The sequence below is a fragment of the Micromonospora sp. SYSU B005 genome (assembly GCF_055362685.1).
The window spans coordinates 420,171-438,728 of sequence record NZ_JAXCFU010000004.1; the positions used below are offsets into that span (position 1 = coordinate 420,171).

Annotated in this window: 19 protein-coding genes; 8 read left to right on the forward strand and 11 right to left on the reverse strand. The window is 73.7% G+C overall.

What is annotated here, in order from left to right; translation table 11 throughout:
• Positions 1 to 91: 91 nt before the first annotated feature.
• Complete coding sequence (locus tag SM452_RS13525) at positions 92 to 478, forward strand: VOC family protein (RefSeq protein ID WP_463840014.1); 387 nt, start codon at positions 92 to 94, stop codon at positions 476 to 478.
• 58 nt (positions 479 to 536) lie between these two features.
• Here SM452_RS13525 and SM452_RS13530 read toward each other — a convergent pair whose 3' ends face one another.
• The 4 genes from SM452_RS13530 to SM452_RS13545 form a co-directional block, all read right to left on the reverse strand.
• Positions 537 to 1,283, reverse strand: a complete 747-nt coding sequence (locus SM452_RS13530; RefSeq protein ID WP_135238961.1) for a hypothetical protein — start codon at positions 1,281 to 1,283, stop codon at positions 537 to 539.
• 188 nt (positions 1,284 to 1,471) lie between these two features.
• Positions 1,472 to 3,538 (reverse strand): 3-hydroxyacyl-CoA dehydrogenase NAD-binding domain-containing protein, encoded by a 2,067-nt coding sequence (locus SM452_RS13535; RefSeq protein ID WP_463840015.1) that lies wholly within the window; start codon positions 3,536 to 3,538, stop codon positions 1,472 to 1,474.
• The gene (locus SM452_RS13540) at positions 3,535 to 4,728 is read right to left on the reverse strand and encodes a thiolase family protein (RefSeq protein WP_463840016.1); all 1,194 of its coding nucleotides are present in this window, start codon (positions 4,726 to 4,728) and stop codon (positions 3,535 to 3,537) included. The genes SM452_RS13535 and SM452_RS13540 overlap by 4 nt, the downstream gene beginning before the upstream one ends.
• Positions 4,729 to 4,831: 103 nt before the next feature.
• Entirely contained in the window at positions 4,832 to 6,154 is a 1,323-nt protein-coding gene (locus tag SM452_RS13545; protein WP_262013525.1) for a ribonuclease D, read from the reverse strand.
• Positions 6,155 to 6,386: 232 nt separating this feature from the next.
• On the opposite strand from SM452_RS13545, the gene SM452_RS13550 reads away from it, so the two are divergent.
• Together SM452_RS13550 and SM452_RS13555 are read left to right on the forward strand one after the other, a co-directional pair.
• A complete protein-coding gene (locus tag SM452_RS13550; protein ID WP_463840017.1) occupies positions 6,387 to 7,844 on the forward strand; it encodes a S1C family serine protease in 1,458 nt (485 codons plus the stop codon).
• An 86-nt stretch (positions 7,845 to 7,930) separates the two neighbouring features.
• Positions 7,931 to 8,743: a hypothetical protein gene (locus tag SM452_RS13555; protein WP_463840018.1), complete on the forward strand. Its 813-nt coding sequence runs from the start codon at positions 7,931 to 7,933 to the stop codon at positions 8,741 to 8,743.
• Between the two features lie 69 nt (positions 8,744 to 8,812).
• On the opposite strand, the gene SM452_RS13560 is transcribed toward SM452_RS13555, so the two are convergent.
• Positions 8,813 to 9,385, reverse strand: a complete 573-nt coding sequence (locus tag SM452_RS13560; RefSeq protein ID WP_135238966.1) for a DUF3000 domain-containing protein — start codon at positions 9,383 to 9,385, stop codon at positions 8,813 to 8,815.
• A gap of 128 nt (positions 9,386 to 9,513) precedes the next feature.
• On the opposite strand from SM452_RS13560, the gene hemE reads away from it, so the two are divergent.
• Genes hemE through hemQ form a run of 3 tightly spaced genes read left to right on the forward strand, consistent with a single transcriptional unit; the run spans position 9,514 to position 12,731 of the window.
• Complete coding sequence (gene hemE, locus SM452_RS13565; protein ID WP_463840019.1) at positions 9,514 to 10,614, forward strand: uroporphyrinogen decarboxylase; 1,101 nt, start codon at positions 9,514 to 9,516, stop codon at positions 10,612 to 10,614.
• Positions 10,615 to 10,623: 9 nt separating this feature from the next.
• Entirely contained in the window at positions 10,624 to 12,033 is a 1,410-nt protein-coding gene (gene hemG, locus SM452_RS13570) for a protoporphyrinogen oxidase (protein ID WP_463840020.1), read from the forward strand.
• On the forward strand, positions 12,030 to 12,731 hold the full coding sequence (gene hemQ / locus SM452_RS13575; RefSeq protein ID WP_357209228.1) for a hydrogen peroxide-dependent heme synthase: 702 nt from the start codon (positions 12,030 to 12,032) through the stop codon (positions 12,729 to 12,731). The genes hemG and hemQ overlap by 4 nt, the downstream gene beginning before the upstream one ends.
• Before the next feature lie 46 nt (positions 12,732 to 12,777).
• Here the strand turns inward: hemQ and SM452_RS13580 are convergent, their stop codons facing one another.
• From SM452_RS13580 to SM452_RS13595, 4 genes are all read right to left on the reverse strand, one after another.
• Entirely contained in the window at positions 12,778 to 13,908 is a 1,131-nt protein-coding gene (locus SM452_RS13580; RefSeq protein WP_463840021.1) for a lytic polysaccharide monooxygenase auxiliary activity family 9 protein, read from the reverse strand.
• A 106-nt stretch (positions 13,909 to 14,014) separates the two neighbouring features.
• Positions 14,015 to 14,458, reverse strand: coding sequence for a GNAT family N-acetyltransferase (locus SM452_RS13585; protein ID WP_355507162.1), 444 nt, complete (start codon positions 14,456 to 14,458; stop codon positions 14,015 to 14,017).
• Between the two features lie 94 nt (positions 14,459 to 14,552).
• Positions 14,553 to 15,224 (reverse strand): hypothetical protein, encoded by a 672-nt coding sequence (locus SM452_RS13590; protein ID WP_463840022.1) that lies wholly within the window; start codon positions 15,222 to 15,224, stop codon positions 14,553 to 14,555.
• Positions 15,225 to 15,278: 54 nt separating this feature from the next.
• Positions 15,279 to 15,539, reverse strand: coding sequence for a hypothetical protein (locus tag SM452_RS13595; protein WP_030503017.1), 261 nt, complete (start codon positions 15,537 to 15,539; stop codon positions 15,279 to 15,281).
• Positions 15,540 to 15,694: 155 nt separating this feature from the next.
• Here SM452_RS13595 and SM452_RS13600 point away from each other — a divergent pair, with 155 nt between their 5' ends.
• Entirely contained in the window at positions 15,695 to 15,970 is a 276-nt protein-coding gene (locus tag SM452_RS13600) for an isoamylase early set domain-containing protein (RefSeq protein ID WP_262013517.1), read from the forward strand.
• A gap of 8 nt (positions 15,971 to 15,978) precedes the next feature.
• Here SM452_RS13600 and msrB read toward each other — a convergent pair whose 3' ends face one another.
• The gene (msrB, locus tag SM452_RS13605; RefSeq protein WP_013284828.1) at positions 15,979 to 16,389 is read right to left on the reverse strand and encodes a peptide-methionine (R)-S-oxide reductase MsrB; all 411 of its coding nucleotides are present in this window, start codon (positions 16,387 to 16,389) and stop codon (positions 15,979 to 15,981) included.
• A gap of 47 nt (positions 16,390 to 16,436) precedes the next feature.
• On the opposite strand from msrB, the gene ligD reads away from it, so the two are divergent.
• Positions 16,437 to 17,462 carry a non-homologous end-joining DNA ligase gene (gene ligD / locus SM452_RS13610; RefSeq protein ID WP_356954318.1) on the forward strand — a complete coding sequence of 342 codons (1,026 nt, stop codon included), beginning with the start codon at positions 16,437 to 16,439 and terminating at the stop codon, positions 17,460 to 17,462.
• A gap of 27 nt (positions 17,463 to 17,489) precedes the next feature.
• Here ligD and SM452_RS13615 read toward each other — a convergent pair whose 3' ends face one another.
• Positions 17,490 to 18,335 (reverse strand): hypothetical protein, encoded by an 846-nt coding sequence (locus SM452_RS13615; protein WP_355507168.1) that lies wholly within the window; start codon positions 18,333 to 18,335, stop codon positions 17,490 to 17,492.
• Positions 18,336 to 18,558: the final 223 nt, after the last annotated feature.

Sequence of the window (18,558 nt, forward strand, 5' to 3'; positions counted from 1 at the left end):
GGTCGATGTCCGTCGTGAACCGTCCCGCGCCCCGCGTTTCCCGCTGACGTTCCCACTCCGCCGGGGCGCGCTCCCCACAGGAGGAAGCACCATGAGTGCACAGATCCACTGCGTGACAGTCGAGTCCGACGACCCGTACGCCCTGGCAGTCTGGTGGGCCCGCGTGCTGGACCGCCGGCTCGCCGACGACGACCAGCCGGGCGACCCGGAGGCGGTCCTCGTCGCACCCGGCGGGCACGGACCCGACCTGCTGTTCGTCCAGGTGGGCGAGCGGCACGGCAAGGGTGCGTTCCATCTCGACCTGCATGCCGCCGAAGGCACCCGGGACGAGGAGGTGGCGCGGCTGCGTGAGCTGGGCGCCACGCTGGTGGCCGACCGGCGCCGGCCGGACGGCACCGGCTGGGTGGTGCTGGCCGACCCGGAGGGCAACGAGTTCTGCGTGTGCCGGAGCCCCGCGGAACGGGCCGCGTCCGCCTGATCCGGAAACGACACCGGGCCCCCGCCGTCACGGCGGGGGCCCGGTGCGTGAACCGGTGTCAGTCCTGCTTCTCGATCTCGCCGCGCATCGCCACGAACTCCGACTGGAGTTCGGCCGCGGACTTGAAGTAGACCACCACCATGCCGAGGCTGCCCCGGTCGGCCCAGATGCAGACGGCCACCGGCACGTCCGACGCCTTGCCGTCGGAGCACTTGGCGTCGCCGCCCAGCGGGCCCGCGTCGACAGTCTTGAAGTCCTTGGTGGCCAGGTCCGGGGTGACCGCCGCGGTGGCGTCGGCCAGTTCCTTCTTCGGGTCCGCCATGACGCCGGACACGGCCACGATCATGACCAGGTCCTTCTTGGCCGGGTCGCCGTAGAACGCACCGACGGTGCTGGTCGCGTCCGGCACGTCCTTGCTGAGCTCGGACTTCATCTGCGCCGCGGCGGACTGCAGCTGCGGGTCGGTGACCTTGGCCCGGCCGCCGAGCGTCTGCGGCTCGACCACCCGGGTCTTGGTGGCGGTGACCACCTCGTCGACGGTGTCCTTCGTGGCGAAGTAGGCGGCGACACCGCCGCCGACGCAGAGCACCAGGACCACGGCGAGGACGATCAGCAGGACCTTGCCGACGCCGGACTTCTTCTTCGGCGGGACCGGCGCGCCGAGCTGGCCACCGTACTGCGGCTGCTGCGGAGTCTGCGGGTAGTCACCGCCGTACTGCGGCTGCTGCGGCGGCTGGAAGCCACCGGGCTGTTGCTGGGGGGAGGGGTAGTTGCCGGAGTAGGGACTGGACGGCGGCTGGGACATGTAGGCAGCTCCTGTGAGAAAACTGGACGCGTGATCGTAGCCAGCACCACCGACAACCCGCTGTCCGCACAAGGGCGGCGACACCAAACCGCGACCTACCCGTGACCTGGGCCGCAGACGCCGATCGCGGTGGCCGGACCGTCCGGAACGGACAGCCCGACCACCGCGATCGATGCGTTGCGGTCGCCTCAGCGCAGGCTTGCCGCGCCGCGCGGCAGGAACCGCTTGCCGGTCACCCGCTCGGAGGTGCCGGTCCGATCCAGGTACGGCGTGACGCCGCCCAGGTGGAACGGCCAGCCGGCACCGAGGATCATGCACAGGTCGATGTCCTGCGCCTCGGCGACGACGCCCTCGTCGAGCATGAGCCGGATCTCCTGCGCCAGCGCGTCCAGCGCGTTCTGCCGGACCTGCTCGGCGGTGAGCGGCTCGTCGCCGACCACCAGCAGCTTCGCCACCTCGTCGTTGATCTGGTCGTCGACCACGATCGGCTGGCCCGAGTCGGCGATCCGCTTGAGGTTCTCGCTGACGCCGAACCGGTCCGGGAACGCCTCGTGCAGGGTGCCGCCGACGTGGTACGCCACGGCCGGCCCGACGAGCTGCAGCAGCGCCAGCGGACGCATCGGCAGGCCCAGCGGGTCCAGCGCGCTGTTCGCCACGTCCAGCGGGGTGCCCTGGTCGACGGCGGCGAACACGGTGCCGAGGAAGCGGGTCAGCAGCCGGTTCACCACGAACGCCGGGGCGTCCTTGACCAGCACCGACGACTTCTTGAGCTGCTTGCCGACAGCGAACGCGGTGGCCAGCGTGGCATCGTCGGTCCGCTCGCCGCGGACGATCTCCAGCAGCGGCAGCACCGCGACCGGGTTGAAGAAGTGGAAACCGACCACCCGCTCCGGGTGCTCCAGCTCGGCGGCCATCTCGGTGATGGACAGCGAGCTGGTGTTGGTGGCGAGCACCGCCTCCGGCTTGACGATCTTCTCCAGCTCGGCCCAGACCTGCTTCTTGACGCCCAGGTCCTCGAACACGGCCTCGATGACGAAGTCGGCGTCGGCGAAGACGGACTTGTCGACCGAGCCGGACACCAGGCCGTACAGCTTGGCCGCGGTGCCCTTGTCCATCCGGCCCTTGCTCACGGCCTTCTCGATCTGGGTGTGCACGTAGCCGACGCCCTTGTCCACCCGGGACTGATCCAGGTCGGTCATCACGACCGGCACCTGCAGCCGCCGGGCGAACAGCAGCGCGAGCTGGCTGGCCATCAGGCCGGCACCGACGATGCCGACCTTGGTGACCGGGCGGGCCAGGCCCTTGTCCGGCGCGCCGGCCGGGCGCTTGGCCCGCCGCTGCACCAGGTCGAAGGCGTACAGGCCGCTGCGCAGTTCCTCGGAGAAGACCAGGTCCGCGAGGGCCTCGTCCTCCGCCGCGGTGCCGGTGGCGAAGTCGGCGTCCTTCGCCGTCTCCAGCAGATCCAGCGCCTTGTACGCGGACGGGACCGCGCCGTGCAGCCGCTGGTCCAGGGTCTGCCGGGCGAAGTAGAGCACGCCCGCCCACATGTCCTTGTCGACCTCGGGACGGGTCACGGCGACCTCGCCCCGGACGACGCCGGCGGCCCACTCCAGCGACCGCTCCAGGAAGTCGGCCGGCTCCAGCAGCGCGTCCGCGATGCCCATCTCGGCCGCCTGCTTCGGCTTGAGCATCTTGTTCTGCATCAGCGGGTTCTGGATGATGACCTGCGTCGCGGCCGGGATGCCGATCAGGTTCGGCAGCAGCTGGGTACCGCCCCAGCCGGGGATCAGGCCGAGCGAGACCTCGGGCAGCGCCAGGGCCGCCGCTCCCGCCGACAGGGTCCGGTAGTGGCAGTGCAACGCCAGCTCCAGGCCGCCGCCCATCGCCGCGCCGTTGACGAACGCGAAGGTGGGGACGGTGCTGTCCTTGAGCCGGGCGAAGACCCGGTGGCCCAGCCGGCCGATCTCCAGCGCCTGGTCGCGGTTCTCCAGCGCGGGCAGGCCGACGATGTCCGCGCCCACGCAGAAGATGAACGGCTTGCCGGTGACCGCGATGAACGCCGGCTCCGCCGCCAGCGCCGCGGTGATCGCCTCGTCCAGGCTGGTCAGCCCGGCCGGGCCGAAGGTGTTCGGCTTGGTGTGGTCGAAGCCGTTGTCCAGGGTGATGAGGGCGGCGGGCCGGTCCAGCCCGGGTACGGACACCTGGCGCAGCAGCGCCTTGGTGACGACCTCGTTCGGTGCGGCGAGCGCGCTCACTTGTTGCCCTCCCAGTGCGGGTTCTCCCAGATCACGGTGCCGCCCATGCCGATGCCGATGCACATGGCGGTGAGGCCGTAGCGGACCTCGGGGTGCTCGGCGAACTGACGGGCGAGCTGGGTCATCAGCCGGACGCCGGAGGACGCGAGCGGGTGACCGATGGCGATCGCACCGCCCCACGGGTTGACCCGCGGGTCGTCGTCGGCGATGCCGAAGTGGTCGAGGAAGGCGAGCACCTGCACCGCGAACGCCTCGTTCAGCTCGAACAGGCCGATGTCGTCGATGCTCAGGCCGGCGATGCGCAGCGCCTTCTCGGTCGACGGGATCGGGCCGACGCCCATCACCTCGGGCTCGACGCCGACGAAGCCGAACGACACCAGGCGCATGCCGACCGGCAGGCCCAGCTCGCGGGCGGTGTCCTCGGCCACCAGTAGCGCGGCGGTGGCGCCGTCGTTCAGGCCGGCCGCGTTACCCGCGGTGACCTTGCCGTGCGGCCGGAACGGGGTCTTCAGCCCGGCCAGCTTCTCCATCGAGGTGTCGCGGGGCGCCTCGTCCACGGTGGCCAGGCCCCAGCCCGCCTCCGGGTCGCGGACCGCCACCGGCACCAGGTCGCCCTGGAGCTTGCCGTTGGCGTACGCCTTCGCGGTCTTCTGCTGCGACGCCAGCGCGAACGCGTCGGTGCGCTCCTTGGTGATGCGCGGGACCCGATCGTGCAGGTTCTCCGCGGTGGAGCCCATCACCAGGGCGGACGGGTCGACGAGCTTCTCCGCGACGATGCGCGGGTTGGGGTCGACGCCCTCGCCCATCGGGTGGCGGCCCATGTGCTCGACGCCGCCGGCGATCGCGACGTCGTACGCGCCCATGGCGATGCCGCTGGCCACGGTGGTGACGGCGGTCATCGCGCCGGCGCACATCCGGTCGATGGCGAAGCCGGGCACGGTCTTGGGCAGGCCGGCCAGCAGGGCGGCGGTGCGGCCGATGGTCAGGCCCTGGTCGCCGATCTGGGTGGTGGCGGCGATGGCCACCTCCTCCACCTTCTCCGGCGGCAGTTGCGGGTTGCGGCGCATCAGCTCGCGGATGCAGCGGATCACCAGATCGTCGGCGCGGGTGTTGGCGTACATCCCACCCGCCTTGCCGAACGGGGTACGGACGCCGTCGACGAAGACGACATCCCGAACTTCACGGGGCACTTGGAGCCTCCCTCGGCACGGGCATTTCCCCGGATGCTACTCGCCAGTAACCAAACGTGGCACCACCCCCCGCGTGGCCCACCTCACACCCCGCCCGCCGCCGTCACGACTGCGGGGTGTGCAACGCCTCCGTCAGCGCGGGCAGGAGCAGCCCGATCTGCCACTCGCGCGCCCCGAACCCGCGCAGCGTCTCCGCCACCGTCTCGTCGGTGATCTCCGCCGGTGGCTGCCACGCCAGCCGGCGGATCGAGTCCGGCGCGATCAGGTTCTCCGCCGGCAGCCGGTGCGCCCCGGCGGTGCCGACCACGACCTCCCGGGCCCGGGCCAGCCGCCCGGCCGCCACCGGGTCGCGCTCGGCCCATCGGTGCGGCGGGGGCGGCCCCTCCACGGCCGGACTGACCGGCAGCGCGTCGTCCGGCAACTGGCGCGCGTCGTCGAGCGCCGCGAGCCAGGTACGCGCCAGCCGGCGCACCGACCGCCCACCGAACCCGGGGAGCGTCAGCAGCGTCTTCTCGTCCTTCGGGTCCAGCTCGGCGGCGGCCACGATGGCCGAGTCGGGCAGCACCCGGCCCGGCGCGGCGTCCCGGCGGGAGGCGATCTGGTCCCGCGCGTACCAGAGGGAACGCACCCGGGCCTGGGCGCGCGCGCCGCGTACCCGGTGGATGCCGGACGTGCGCCGCCACGGCTCGGCGCGCACGCGCGGCGGGCGGGCGCCGTTGCGCACCAGCGCGTCGAACTCCTCCGCCGCCCAGCCGGACTTGCCCTGCCGCTGCAACTCCTCGTCCAGCGCGTCGCGCAGGTCCACCAGCAGTTCCACGTCCAGCGCCGCGTACGTCAGCCAGGACTCCGGCAGCGGCCGGCTGGACCAGTCGGCGGCGGAGTGGTGCTTCTCCAGGCTGAACCCGAGCAGCTGTTCGGTCAGCGCGGCCAGGCCGACCCGCTCGAAACCGGCCAGCCGGGCGGCCAGTTCGGTGTCGAACAACCGGCGCGGGCGCAGCCCCACCTCGGCCAGGCAGGCGAGATCCTGGCTGGCCGCGTGCAGCACCCACTCGGTCTCGGCGATCGCCGCGTCCAGGGCGGACAGGTCGGGCAGCGGCAGCGGGTCGATGAGCGCGGTGCCGGCGCCGCCGCGGCGCAGCTGCACCAGGTAGGCGCGCTGGCTGTAGCGGTAGCCGGAGGCACGTTCGGCATCCAGGGCCACCGGGCCGGTGCCGGACGCGAAGCGGGCCACCACCTCGTCCAACTCGGCGGGTGTGGCCACCGGGGCGGGCGTGCCGTCGCGCGGCGCGGTGAGGGGGACGGCCGCGCCCGTGTCGGTCTCGGTCCCCGCGTCCGCCGGCTCCGGCAGGGCCGACGTCGGAGCGGCGGACGCCTCTCCGGTACGGCTTTCGGCGGCCCGACGGCGCAGGGGTGGTTCGTCGGTCACCTGACAACCCTAGTAGGCCGGACGATCCGGTGTGCGCAGCCGGTCCGGCGCGTGTCGGCGCGATGGCCGTCAGGTGACCGGAAAGGTGCGGGTTGCGGGGCCGTGAGAGGGTCGGACAAGGGGGAAGACAAAGCCCGTTCCCGCCGGTACGGTCCATCGAGCCGCGAACGGCGTACGGGTGCCGCAGCGGGTCGGGGGGCGTCGGCGAGGCCGACGGGGAGGACGGGCGAGCATGACAGGCGGGTACGGAACCGGCGACGACGTGCCGGGGCAGGGCGGCGAACCGGCAGCCGACCGGCCGGGACCGCTGCCGCCGCGTTTCGCCCCGCCCGCTGGTTCGGCAGCGGTGCCGGGCTCGTTCCCCGGTGGGTCAGAGTGGGCCGGCAGCCCCGGCTACCCGGCGCGGGCCGCCGTCCAGCCGCCCGCCGTCCAGCCGCCCGCCGGCTACCCGAACCGCCCGGACCAGGCCGGGACGCCGCAGGCGACGCCCTACGCGGCCTCGTCCGGCGTCGCGACCCCGCCCGCCACGACCCCGCCCGCCACGACCCAGCCGTCCTACGGCTCCGCGCCGGCCCAGCCGTCGTCCTTCGGCTCCGTACCGGCGCAGACCTCCCGGTCCGCCGCTCCGGCGTACCCGGGCCAGCCGGCCGCCTCGCCGTCGTATCCGGGCCGGCCGGTCTCCGCGTCACCGTCCTATCCGGGCGGGCCGGGCTCGTCGTCGTACCCGGACCGGGCGCCCGCCGCACCGGCCTACCCGGGCCCGTCCGGCAGCGGCCCGGCGTACCCCGGCCAGCCCGTGTCCGCGCCCGCCTACCCGGGGCAGCCGGTGTCCGCGCCGTCCCAGCCCGGCTCCGCGTACCCCGGTCAGCCGGCCCCCGTCGGCGGCCCGGCCGGCTTCGGCGCGCAGCCGGCGCGGCGCAGCCGGGTGGCTGTGGTGGCGCTGGCCCTGGCCGCGGTGCTGGCGGTGGTCACCGGCGTGCAGGCGTACCAGATCTACCGGCTCGACGACCGGCTCGCCGCCGCCGACAAGCGGATGGCCGAGGGGCAGGGCGCGGACGCCGACCGGCTCGACGGCCTGGAGCAGCGCGCCGGCAGCCTGGAGAAGCAGGCCGACGCGGCCTTCAACCCGGAGGCGGTGGCCAGCGCGGTCCTGCCGAGCGTGTTCCGGGTGCGGGCCGGGCAGTTCACCGGTACCGCGTTCGCCGTCGGCAAGGCCCCGTCGGGCGGCGGCACCACGCTGCTGACGAATTTCCACGTGGTCGAGTCGGTCTTCACCGCCGGTGAGCGCAAGGTGTTCCTGGAGCGCAAGGACCAGCGGTTCGAGGCGACGATCATCGCCACCGACAAGGACAAGGACCTGGCGCAGCTGCAGACCAGCGCCAAGTTCACCGGACTGGTCGCGGCCCGCGCCCCGGTGCGGTCCGGCCAGCAGATCATCGTGGTCGGCGCGCCGCTCGGGTTGCAGGACAGCGTCACCACGGGCGTGGTCAGCGCGTTCCGCGAGGACGAGCGCGGCGGCGGTCCGGTGATCCAGTTCGACGCGCCGATCAACCCGGGCAACTCCGGCGGCCCGGTGATCAACGGCTCGAAGGAGGTCGTCGGCATCGCCACGGCCAAGGCCCGCAACGCCGAGGGCATCGGGCTGGCGGTGCCGATCAAGACCGCCTGCGACCGGTTCCGGCTCTGCTGACGGCGGCCACACCGGCCCGGCCGCACCGCATCGACCCCGGCCCACCGGGCCACCCCGCGGGGGACCAGCACATCTGGAGGAACGACATGTCCTACCCACCGGCCGGGGGCGACAACCCGCCCCCGGCGCCGGGGGGCACGGTCTACGGCAACGTGTACGGCAGCCGGCCCGCGCCCCAGCAGTACGACCCGAACCAGCCCGCGCCGACCCTGCACCAGCCCGCCGCGCCCGACGGCGCCCCCGGGTACGGCGGATACCAGCCCACCGCGCCGGGACAGCCGGGCTACGCGCCCGGCGCCGCCCCGGTGCCCCCGCCGGCGCAGCCGATGTCGGCGCCGCCGGTCTCCGTCCCGCCGGTCTCCGGGCCCGGCTACGCGCAGCCGATGTCGGTCCCGCCGGCGTCCGCTCCGCCGGTGTCCGGCCCCGGCTTCGCGCCGCCGCCGATGTCCGGGCCACCCGGCCCGTACGGCCCGGTGGGCGCCGCGCCGGCCGGCGGCCGCCGGAAGTGGGCCCCGCTGGTGCTCGGCCTGGTGGCCGCGTTGCTGTTCGTCTTCGGCGGCGTGATGACCTTCCTGTACGTCTCCACGAACGGCGAACTGGACGAGTCCCGGCAGACGGTCAGCCAGCGGGACGGCACGATCTCGGCGAACCAGCAGGAGATGGAGAAGCTCAAGGGTGAGCTGAAGGCGGTCCAGGAGCGGCTGTCGGACACCCAGCAGGACCTGACCGGCACCAAGAACGACAGGGACGAGCAGGCCCGGCAGAAGAAGGTCATCGCGAGCTGCCTGGACAAGCTGACCACGGCCATGTCGGCGGCGTCGCGCGGCGACCGGGCCGCCTTCGAGGCGGCCAGCAAGGGCCTGGACAAGATCTGCGACGAGGCCGAGAACTACCTCTGACCGGTGTCCACCGAAGGCCGTCCCGGTTCGTCCGGGGCGGCCTTTCGCGTGTCCCGGGGCGGGGCGCGGTCAGGCGGCGCCGGCTGCGCGGCGGGTGGGTAGCGCGGTGACGCCGGGCGGCGGCAGGCCGGCCGTGGAGGCCAGCAGCGTGCACCAGCCGAGCAGGTGCGGACCCAGGTCGGCGCGCAGCGGCGTCCAGGAGGCGCGGATCTCGATGTCCCCGGCGGCGGGCGGCCCGGCCAGCTCGCCGAACCGGGTGGAGAGCGTCTGGGTGACGGTGCCGCCGATCGCCCGGTGCCCGGCGCCCTGGGCGTCGAGCGCGTCGGTCAGCCAGGTCCAGCCGACGCCTGGTAGCAGCGGGTCGCTGGCCAGGTCGACCTCCAGTTCGGCGGTGACGTACGTGACCAGGCGCAGCGTGCCCTGCCACGCCTCGTGCCCGGCCGGGTCGTGCAGCAGGATCAGCCGGCCGGTGGCCACCTCGTCGTCGTCGCGCATCACGGCGGCGGAGAGCGCGAACGCGTACGGGGCCAGCCGCTGTGGCGCGCCGACCTCCTCCAGGACGATCTCCGGGCGGGGTGTCACCGATCGCAGCCCCGCGACCGCGCGAGCGAACGTTTCCGGGAGCGCGATCGGGGGGGCCATGCGGGCAGCCTATGCCGCGCTCACCGCACGGCGCGCGACGGCGCGCCGGGTGATCGACGGTTGAGGGCCTTCCTTCTACGTCACAAATGCGGACGGTGAGCGCGGGCGCGCGCCGGGGGCGTGGCACGATGGCCGCGATGACCACCGACACCACGGGCACTGCCGCCCGAGACGGAGAACCCCGCCGCGGCGGGCCGGCCGACTCGCCCTTCGTGCGCGCCTGCCGGCGCGAGCCGGGCCCGCACACCCCGGTCTGGTTCATGCGCCAGGCCGGCCGGTCGCTGCCGGAGTACCGGGAGATCCGGGCGAACGTGCCGATGCTGGAGTCCTGCCGCCGGCCCGACCTGGTCACCGAGATCACGCTCCAGCCGGTGCGCCGGCACGGCGTGGACGCGGCGATCCTGTTCAGCGACATCGTGGTGCCGGTCGCCGCGGCCGGCGTCGACCTGGACATCGTGCCCGGCACCGGGCCGGTGGTGGCCGAGCCGGTCCGTACCGCCGCCGACGTCGAGCGGATCTCCCCGATCGGCCGCGACGACGTGTCGTACGTGGACGAGGCGGTCCGCCGGCTCGTCGTCGAGCTGGGCGACACCCCGCTGATCGGCTTCGCCGGCGCCCCGTTCACGCTCGCCAGCTACCTGGTCGAGGGCGGCCCGTCGCGGACCCACGCCAAGACCAAGGCGCTGATGTACGGCGACCCGGACCTGTGGCACGCGCTGTGCGCGCGGCTGGCCGAGGTGACGCTGGCGTTCCTCCAGGTGCAGGTCGACGCCGGGGTCTCCGCGGTGCAGCTGTTCGACTCGTGGGCGGGCGCGCTCTCCGAGGCCGACTACCGCCGCTTCGTGCTGCCGCACTCGACGTACGTGCTGGGCGGGCTCGCCGACGCGGGTGTGCCGCGGATCCACTTCGGGGTGGGCACCGGCGAGCTGCTCGGCGCGATGGGCGAGGCCGGCGCCGACGTGGTGGGCGTGGACTGGCGTACGCCGCTGGACGTCGCCACCGGCCGGATCGGCCCGGACAAGGCGGTGCAGGGCAACCTCGACCCGACCGTGCTGCTCGCCCCCTGGCCGGCGGTGGAGACCGAGGTGCGGCGCATCGTCGAGCAGGGCCGGGCCGCTCCCGGCCACGTGTTCAACCTCGGTCACGGCGTCCTGCCGGAGACCGACCCCGAGGTGCTGACCCGGGTGGTCGCGCTGGTGCACGAGCTGACCGCGCGACCGGAGCGCTAGGAGGAGACAGTGGTGCGACCGTGGCGGGTGGCGATCGTCGGTGGCGGGATCACCGGGCTGGCCGCCGCCGTCCGGTTGCGCGACCGCGCTGGTGAGGGCACCGAGGTCACCGTGTACGAGCAGTCCGGCCGCCTCGGCGGCAAGCTGTTCACCGGTGAGATCGCAGGCGGGCCGGTCGAGTTCGGCGCCGAGTCGTTCCTGATGCGCGACCCGGCCGGTGGCGAGTCGGCGGCGGTGACGCTGGCCCGGCGCCTCGGCCTGGACGCCTCGATCGTGCACCCCACAGTCGGGCAGGCCGCCCTGCTCGTCGACGGCACGTTGCACCAGGTGCCGGGCGGCACGCTCGTCGGCGTACCCGGGGATCTGGACAAGGTGGCGGCGGTCGCGCCGCCGGCCGCGGACGCCGACCGCGACGCGGGCCGGCCGCTGCTGGCAGACGGCGAGGACACCTCGGTCGGTGAGCTGGTCCGCAAGCGTCTCGGTGACGCGGTGGTGGACCGGCTGGTCGACCCGATGCTCGGCGGCGTGTACGCGGGGCGGGCCGACGACCTGTCGCTGGTCACCACGATGCCGGCGCTGGCCCGCGCGGCCCGTGCCGAGCACACGCTCGTCGGTGCGGTACGCGCCGCGCAGGCCGCCGCGCCGCGCGCGCCCGGCGCCCCCGTCTTCGGCACCCTGGCCGGTGGGCTGAGCACGCTCGTCGAGGCGGCGGCGACGGCGAGCGGGGCGACGATCCGCCGGGGCGCGGCGGTACGCGAGCTGCGCCGCACCCCGTCCGGCTGGCGGCTCACCGTCGGGCCGACCCGCGACGCCGAGCACGTCGAGGCCGACGCGGTGCTGCTCGCGGTGCCGGCCCGCCCGGCCGCCCGGCTGCTCGCCGCCGCCGCGCCCGAGGCGGCCGACACGGTCGGCGCGCTCGACTACGCCAGCGTCGCCCTGATCACCCTCGCCCTGCCGGGCCCGGCCCTGCCGGAGCTGTCCGGCTTCCTGGTGCCGGCCGGTGAGGGGCTGACGATCAAGGCGTCCACGTTCTTCACCACCAAGTGGGGGCACCTGCGGCGGCCGGACGGGCTGGCGCTGGTGCGCGCCTCGGTGGGCCGGTACGGCGACGAGACGTCGTTGCAGCTCACCGACGACGACCTGGCCGACACGGTGCACCGGGAGCTGTCGGCGGTGCTCGGCGCACCGCTGCCGGCCCCGGTGGCCCGGCACGTGCAGCGGTGGGGTGGCGCGCTGCCGCAGTACACGCCCGGGCACACCGCCCGGGTGGCGGCGGTCCGGACGGCGCTGCGCGCCGCCCACCCGACGCTTGCGGTGGCCGGCGCCGGTTACGACGGCGTCGGCATTCCGGTCTGCGTCCGCTCCGGCGAGACGGCGGCCGAAGAGATCATCACGGCACTGGGAGGATCGGCAGCATGACCGAGCAGACCAACGCGGCGCGGCTGCGGGAGCTCAACGAGACCATCCGCTACACGATGTGGTCGGTGTACCGGGCCACCAGCCCGCTGCCGTCGCTGCGGGAGAACGTCGTCGACGAGGTCGAGTCGCTCTTCACCGAGCTGGCCGGCAAGGACGTCACGATCCGGGGCACGTACGACGTGTCCGGGCTGCGCGCCGACGCCGACCTGATGATCTGGTGGCACTCGTCGTCCAGCGACGCGCTGCAGGACGCGTACCTGCGGTTCCGCCGCACCACGCTGGGCCGGGCGCTGACCCCGGTCTGGTCGCAGATGGCGCTGCACCGGCCGGCCGAGTTCAACAAGAGCCACATCCCGGCGTTCCTGGCCGACGAGCAGCCGCGCGCCTACCTGTGCGTCTACCCGTTCGTGCGCTCGTACGAGTGGTACCTGCTGCCCGACGCCGAGCGGCGGGAGCTGCTGTCCGAGCACGGCAAGATGGCCCGGGGCTACCCGGACGTGCGGGCCAACACGGTGGCCTCGTTCGCGCTCGGCGACTACGAGTGGATGCTGGCGTTCGAGGCCGACGAGCTGCACCGGATCGTCGACCTGATGCGTGACCTGCGCGCCTCCGGCGCCCGCCGGCACGTACGGGAGGAGATCCCGTTCTACACCGGCCGCCGCCGCCCGGTCGCCGACATCGTCAACTGCCTGGTCTGAGGGTGCCCGGCCGGGGCCGTGAGTGCGGCCCCGGCCGGATCCCGGGTCAAGCGGTCGTCGTGCAGGACAGGATGCCGGGCACCGGGTTCGTCGCACCGGCCGAGCCGGTGAAGCCGAACGAGGTGCTCGCACCCGGCGCGAGCGAGCCGTTGTAGGCCACGTTGCGTGCCGTGACGAGCGTTCCGCTCGTGGTGACGGTGGCGTTCCACGCCGAGTTGACCTGCTGGCCGTTCTGGTAGTTCCAGCTCACCGACCAGCCGCGGATCGGCGAACCGCTGTTGTTCGTCACCTTCACGTCGGCCTGGAAGCCGCCGCCCCACGAACCGGTGATCGCGTACGTCGCGGTGCAGCCACCGGCCGGGTTCGGCGTGGTCGGCGGCGGGCTGGTGGGCGGCGGGCTGGTGGGCGGCGTGCTCGTCGGCGGGGTGCTGGTGGGCGGGGTGCTGGTGGGCGGCGTGCTGGTCGGCGGGGTGGTCGGGCCGGACCCGCCGAAGTCCACGTCGCTGCACAGGTAGTAGGACTGGTCCAGGTGGCTGGCCTGCCAGATCGTGTAGACGATGTGCCGGCCGGTGCGGCCGGGCGCGTTCGCCGGGATCTGGATGGACACGCCGTCCACCTCACGCGTCCACTGGCTGGCCGGGGTGTTGCCGATCTGGCCGACCAGTTCCAGGTCGCTCCAGCGCAGCGGCGAGGTGAGCGCGTTGAAACCCTGCTTGGTCACGTACACCCGGATGTAGTCGGCGCCGTGGCTGGCCTGGTCGAAGAACTTGACCCGGAAGTTGTTGGTGACCGGCACGGTCTTCCAGGCGCCGACGGTGTCGAGCGCGTTGTACCGGCCGCTCTGGGTGCGGCCGCCGCTGCACAGCTGCCCGTCCGGGATGGCGCCCTGGTGGTTGCCGGCCACGCCCTCGCGGAACAGGCCGTTCCAGTTCCACATGGCGTTCGGGTCGGCCTGCCACGCCTGCCAGCACATCGGGTCCTGGGTGGCCATGGCCGGGTTCTGGAAGTCGCCGCCCCAGCGCTGCCAGCAGCTGTAGGCGCGCGAGGCCGGGTCGACCACCGACCCGTGCGCCGAGGCCGGGCCGGAGAACGCGGTGGTGAGCAACGCCGCGACGACCGCGCAGACGGCGAGGATCGCCGCCGCGAGCGGTAAGGGGCGGCGGTACGGAGTGGACATGGAAGCCTCCGGGATGGGATGTCGGTGCACGACGCCCGGACTGTCGGGAGTTGCCCTCTCCCGCGTGGCGGCTCCGCCCGCACGCTGCCACAAAAAGCGACAAACGTCAATGAGTCGGGTCGCGGCGCATCGGGGTGTGCGGGATGCCGTCCTCGACGTAACCGGGGCCGCTGACCTCGAAGCCGAGCCCCGCGTAGAAGCCGACCAGGTGCGTCTGCGCGTCGAGCACGCACGGCCGGTCACCCACCACGGCGAGCGCCTCGGTCATCAGCGCGCCGGCCAGGCCCGCGCCGCGGGCCGCCGGCGCCACCACCACCCGCCCGATCCGTGCGACGCCGCCGGGGTCGGCCAGGATCCGCAGGTACGCGACCACGGCGCCGTCGCGGCTCAGCCACAGGTGGCGGGTGCCGGGTTCGACGTCCCGGCCGTCCAGTTCCGGGTACGGGCAGGACTGCTCGACCACGAACACGTCGATGCGCAGCCGGAGCAGGTCGTGGAAGGTGCTGGTGTCCAGGTCGGCGAAGCTTGCCAGGTGGGACTCGACGGGCATCGGCCCAGGTTAGGCGGCGCGTCTGCGGCCGGTCGCGCACACCCCGGCGCGCGGCGGTCCGGCGCGCCGGGCCAGCGCGGTCCGGCGCGCCGGTTCAGCCCTTCGATGCGCGCAGCCCGGTTGCGGTGGCGGTGACGGCGCGTTCGAACCAGGTGCCGGTGTCGGCCGCCGAGCGGGTCCAGACCCAGACGCACTGGGTCACCCGGCCCTGCTGGAGGCAGCCGTAACGGTGCGGGAAACGGGTGCCGTCGGACAGGGTCATGGTGGCCGACACCATCCGGCCCGGCACGCCCAGCCCGGCGGGCAGCTTCCCGGCGGTGTGGCCGGTGGTGACCTGGCCGGCCTCCTCGTCGCGCTCGCACGCCTCCAGCACGCCGAAGATCTGCCGGACCGCGTCCGCGGCGGTCGCCTCGTCCGGATAGACCACCGTCTCCTGGGCCACCTCGACGAACTCGCCGGCCGGTGTTCCCTCCGGCGTGCCGAAGACCCGGGTCGACACGACGAGCCGCCGGTCGAGCAGGGGCAGCGGGCGACCGCAGGCGACGCCGTCGGAGTCGAGTTGCTCGCTGGCGTTCTCGGGCTTCTCGGCCAGGCCGGCCAGGCTGCCGGTCGCCGCGTACCGGTCGCGCAGCGCCGCGGCGGCGCCGCCGTCGGTGGGCGAGGGCGCGACGAGGGCCGGATCGGTGGCGGGGGCGGGCTCGGTGGCGGGAGAGCAGCCGGTGAGGGCGGCGGTCAGAGCCGCCGCGATGATCATCCGTCGGGACACCGGAGGGATGCTAGACGGAGATCGACGCCGGTGGGCGCCCCGGGAGCGCCCGCGTCAGGCGGGGCGGGCGCCGACCGCGTCGCGTACCTCGGCGCCCTGCTCGCCCTCGACGGCGCGGGCGCAGTGGGCGCAGCAGAAGAAACGGCCGGAGACCTCGACGCCGTGCCCGACGATCTTGATCTGGCAGTGCTCGCAGATCGGCGCCATCTTGTGCACCGCGCACTCGAAGCAGTCGAACGTGTGCCGCGACCCGTCGACGGTGCGCACCTCGAACGCCATCCAGTAGTCGTTACCGCAAACCTCGCAGGTTGCCATGCGAAACCCCCCGAAAACGGACCTGTCATCCGAGAGTTGCGCAGACGACACCTTCGAGCAACCGGAACCGGCGAACCTGATCCGGCCCCACGGCGAGTCGCTCCCGGCGTGTCGCGCGTTGACCCCGGTGACCGCCGAACATCCCCGGAGGATTCGTGATCAAGCGCAACAAGCTCTTCGGCAACCAGACCCGGGTGACGTTCTCGCTGCCCCGGGACGCCCCGGCCGGCACGGTGAGCGTGGTCGGCTGTTTCAACGGCTGGGAGCCCGGCCGGCACGAGCTGGTGCCGCGCCGCGACGGCACCCGTACCGTGACGGTCCGGCTGAAGCCGGGGGAGTACCGCTTCCGCTACCTCGCCACCGGCGGGGTGTGGCTGGACGACGAGGCCGCCGACCAGGTGGACGAGGCCGGCGGCCTGCTGCGGCTGTGACGCCGCCGTCAGCCGGCGCTGGGCTCCAGCCGTACCGAGATCGAGTTGACGCAGTGCCGGGTGTCCTTCGGGGTGAAGCCCTCACCCTCGAAGACGTGCCCGAGGTGGCTGTCGCAGCGCGCGCAGCGGATCTCCACGCGCCGCATGCCGAGCGTGTTGTCCGGGATCTCCTTGACCGCGCCCGGGATGGCGTCGTCGAAGCTCGGCCAGCCGCAGTGCGAGTCGAACTTGTCCTGGCTGCGGAACAGTTCCAGCCCGCAGGCCCGGCAGTGGTAGACGCCGGGGGTCTTGGTGTCGACGTACTCACCGGTCCAGGGCGCCTCGGTGCCGGCCTCGCGGAGCACCCGGAACTCCTCGGGGCTCAGCCGCACGCGCCATTCGTCCTCGGTACGGGGCAGTTCGTTGTCGGAAAGACTCACCCCTCAACGGTACGTCGGGTGTCGGTGGCATCGCATATGGTCGCGTGATGGCGGGCAAGGGTGCGGTCGAGGAGATCGAGGTAGCCGGGCACACGGTGCGGCTGAGCAGCCCCGATCGGGTGATCTTCCCGCAGCGGGGCTTCACCAAGGCCGACGTCTTCCGCTACTACCTGGCAGTCGGCGACGGGATCATGCGCGCCCTGCGCGACCGGCCGACGACGCTCCAGCGCTTCCCCGACGGCATCGAGGGGGAGATGTTCTTCCAGAAGCGGGTGCCGCAGCGGGGCGTGCCCCCGTGGGTCAGCACCGCGCGGATCGCCTTCCCGAGCGGCCGCCCGGCCGACGAGCTGTGCCCGGCCGACCTGGCCCACGTGGCCTGGGCGGCGCAGATGGGCACAGTGGTGTTCCACCCGTGGCCGGTGCGCGCCGCCGACACCGACCGCCCCGACGAGCTGCGCGTCGACCTCGACCCGCAGCCCGGGACCGACTTCGCCGACGCGGTGACCGCCGCCGGTGAGCTGCGCGGCCTGCTCGACGAGCTGGGCGTGCCCGGCTGGCCGAAGACCTCCGGCGGCCGGGGCGTGCACGTCTACCTGCGCATCCAGCCGCGCTGGACGTTCGTGGAGGTGCGCCGCGCCACCATCGCGCTGGCCCGGGAGCTGGAACGCCGCCGCCCCGAGCTGGTCACCACCGCCTGGTGGAAGGAGGAGCGGGGCGAGCGTGTCTTCGTCGACTTCAACCAGATGGCACGGGACCGCACCATCGCCTGCGCGTACTCGCTGCGCGCCAACGCCCGCGCCACCGTCTCCACCCCGGTCGACTGGGACGAGCTGCCCGAGGTCGACCCGGACGACTTCCACCTGGGCACGGTGCCGGCCCGGTTCGCCGAGCGCGGCGACCCGCACGCCGGCATCGACGACGCCCCGTGGGACATCACGCCGCTGCTCGAGTGGGCCGAGCGGGACGCCGCCGACGGGCTGGGCGACATGCCTTATCCACCTGAATACCCGAAGATGCCCGGCGAGCCGAAGCGGGTCCAGCCGTCGAAGGACCGCGACCGCCCCCGCTCCTGACACGGCCCCTGCTCGAGTGCCGCCGGCTCAGGCGGGAGCGGTGAGCATGCTCCGCACCGAGGCGACGATGTGCCGGGGGCGGCGGTAGAGGTCGGTGGCGGTGTAGACCCGCATGCGCCAGCCGTGCTCGGCCAGCCAGTTGAGCCGGGAACGGTCGTGGTGCAGCCGGCCGGGGTCGAGGTGGGAGGCGCCGTCGTACTCCAGGCCGATGCGCCGGTCACGATAGCCCAGGTCGAGGCGGTAGATCGGGATCCCGTCCCGGTCGGGAACCCACAGTTGCGGCTCCGGCGGCGGCAGCCCGCCGTCGATCAGCAACAGACGCAGTTGGCTCTCCTGCCGGCACTCCGGGCGCGGGTCGGCGAGCGCGATCAGTTCCCCTGCCTGCCGTACTCCCCGCAGACCGGCGTGCCATGCCACCTCGGTGAGCAGGTCGTCGCGGCGGCAGGCGCCGGCGCGGAGGCAGAGGTCGAGCACCGGCAGCGCGTCCGCCCGCCGGAGCACCCGGGCCAGATCCACGGCGCAGCGGGCGGCGGGCGCGCAGGGGATGCCGGCGATCTCCACCGCGTCCGGCACCGGCAGCACCGTCTGATGCGTCACCACGCCCCGGATGCGCCGGGCGCTCACGCCGGGCGGCACGATCACGTGCACCCGGTCGCCTGGAACCGCCCCGAACCGGTGCAGTCTCGCGCCGGTGTGGAACCCCGCGACGGTTCCCGGCGGCAGTCGCCGGAACAGGGCGCGCAACCGGCTCTTCTCGTCGTCGGTGCAGCCGTACACACCCCGGGACAGCCGGCCCAGCCGTCCCGCCCCCACCTGGTGCCGTACCGCCCCGCGGCTCATCCCACCCGCCAGCAACTCCCCGTACCGCCACACCCGCCCACCTTCCCGCCCCATCGTCCTTCCCGTCCGCCCCTGTGGACAGCGCTCGTCCTCGCGCCGGTGGTGGCCGTCGATCTTGGAGTTGTGGCGCCCAGGATGTCCGTTCGGCGGGATTTGTGAGGTGCCACAACTCCAAGACGCTTCTATGTGTGTGGTGATCGGTTCGGTTGGTTGCCGTTAGGGTTCGGCATCGATGATCACTTGGGTGACTCTTCGT

What these genes read in the sequence shown, in the direction of transcription:
- SM452_RS13525 (WP_463840014.1), top strand. Translation starts at nt 92, where the DNA reads ATGAGTGCACAGATCCACTGCGTGACAGTCGAGTCCGACGACCCGTAC.
- SM452_RS13530 (WP_135238961.1), bottom strand. Translation starts at nt 1,283, where the DNA reads ATGTCCCAGCCGCCGTCCAGTCCCTACTCCGGCAACTACCCCTCCCCC.
- SM452_RS13550 (WP_463840017.1), top strand. Translation starts at nt 6,387, where the DNA reads ATGACAGGCGGGTACGGAACCGGCGACGACGTGCCGGGGCAGGGCGGC.
- SM452_RS13555 (WP_463840018.1), top strand. Translation starts at nt 7,931, where the DNA reads ATGTCCTACCCACCGGCCGGGGGCGACAACCCGCCCCCGGCGCCGGGG.
- SM452_RS13560 (WP_135238966.1), bottom strand. Translation starts at nt 9,385, where the DNA reads ATGGCCCCCCCGATCGCGCTCCCGGAAACGTTCGCTCGCGCGGTCGCG.
- hemE (WP_463840019.1), top strand. Translation starts at nt 9,514, where the DNA reads ATGGCCGCGATGACCACCGACACCACGGGCACTGCCGCCCGAGACGGA.
- hemQ (WP_357209228.1), top strand. Translation starts at nt 12,030, where the DNA reads ATGACCGAGCAGACCAACGCGGCGCGGCTGCGGGAGCTCAACGAGACC.
- SM452_RS13580 (WP_463840021.1), bottom strand. Translation starts at nt 13,908, where the DNA reads ATGTCCACTCCGTACCGCCGCCCCTTACCGCTCGCGGCGGCGATCCTC.
- SM452_RS13585 (WP_355507162.1), bottom strand. Translation starts at nt 14,458, where the DNA reads ATGCCCGTCGAGTCCCACCTGGCAAGCTTCGCCGACCTGGACACCAGC.
- SM452_RS13595 (WP_030503017.1), bottom strand. Translation starts at nt 15,539, where the DNA reads ATGGCAACCTGCGAGGTTTGCGGTAACGACTACTGGATGGCGTTCGAG.
- ligD (WP_356954318.1), top strand. Translation starts at nt 16,437, where the DNA reads ATGGCGGGCAAGGGTGCGGTCGAGGAGATCGAGGTAGCCGGGCACACG.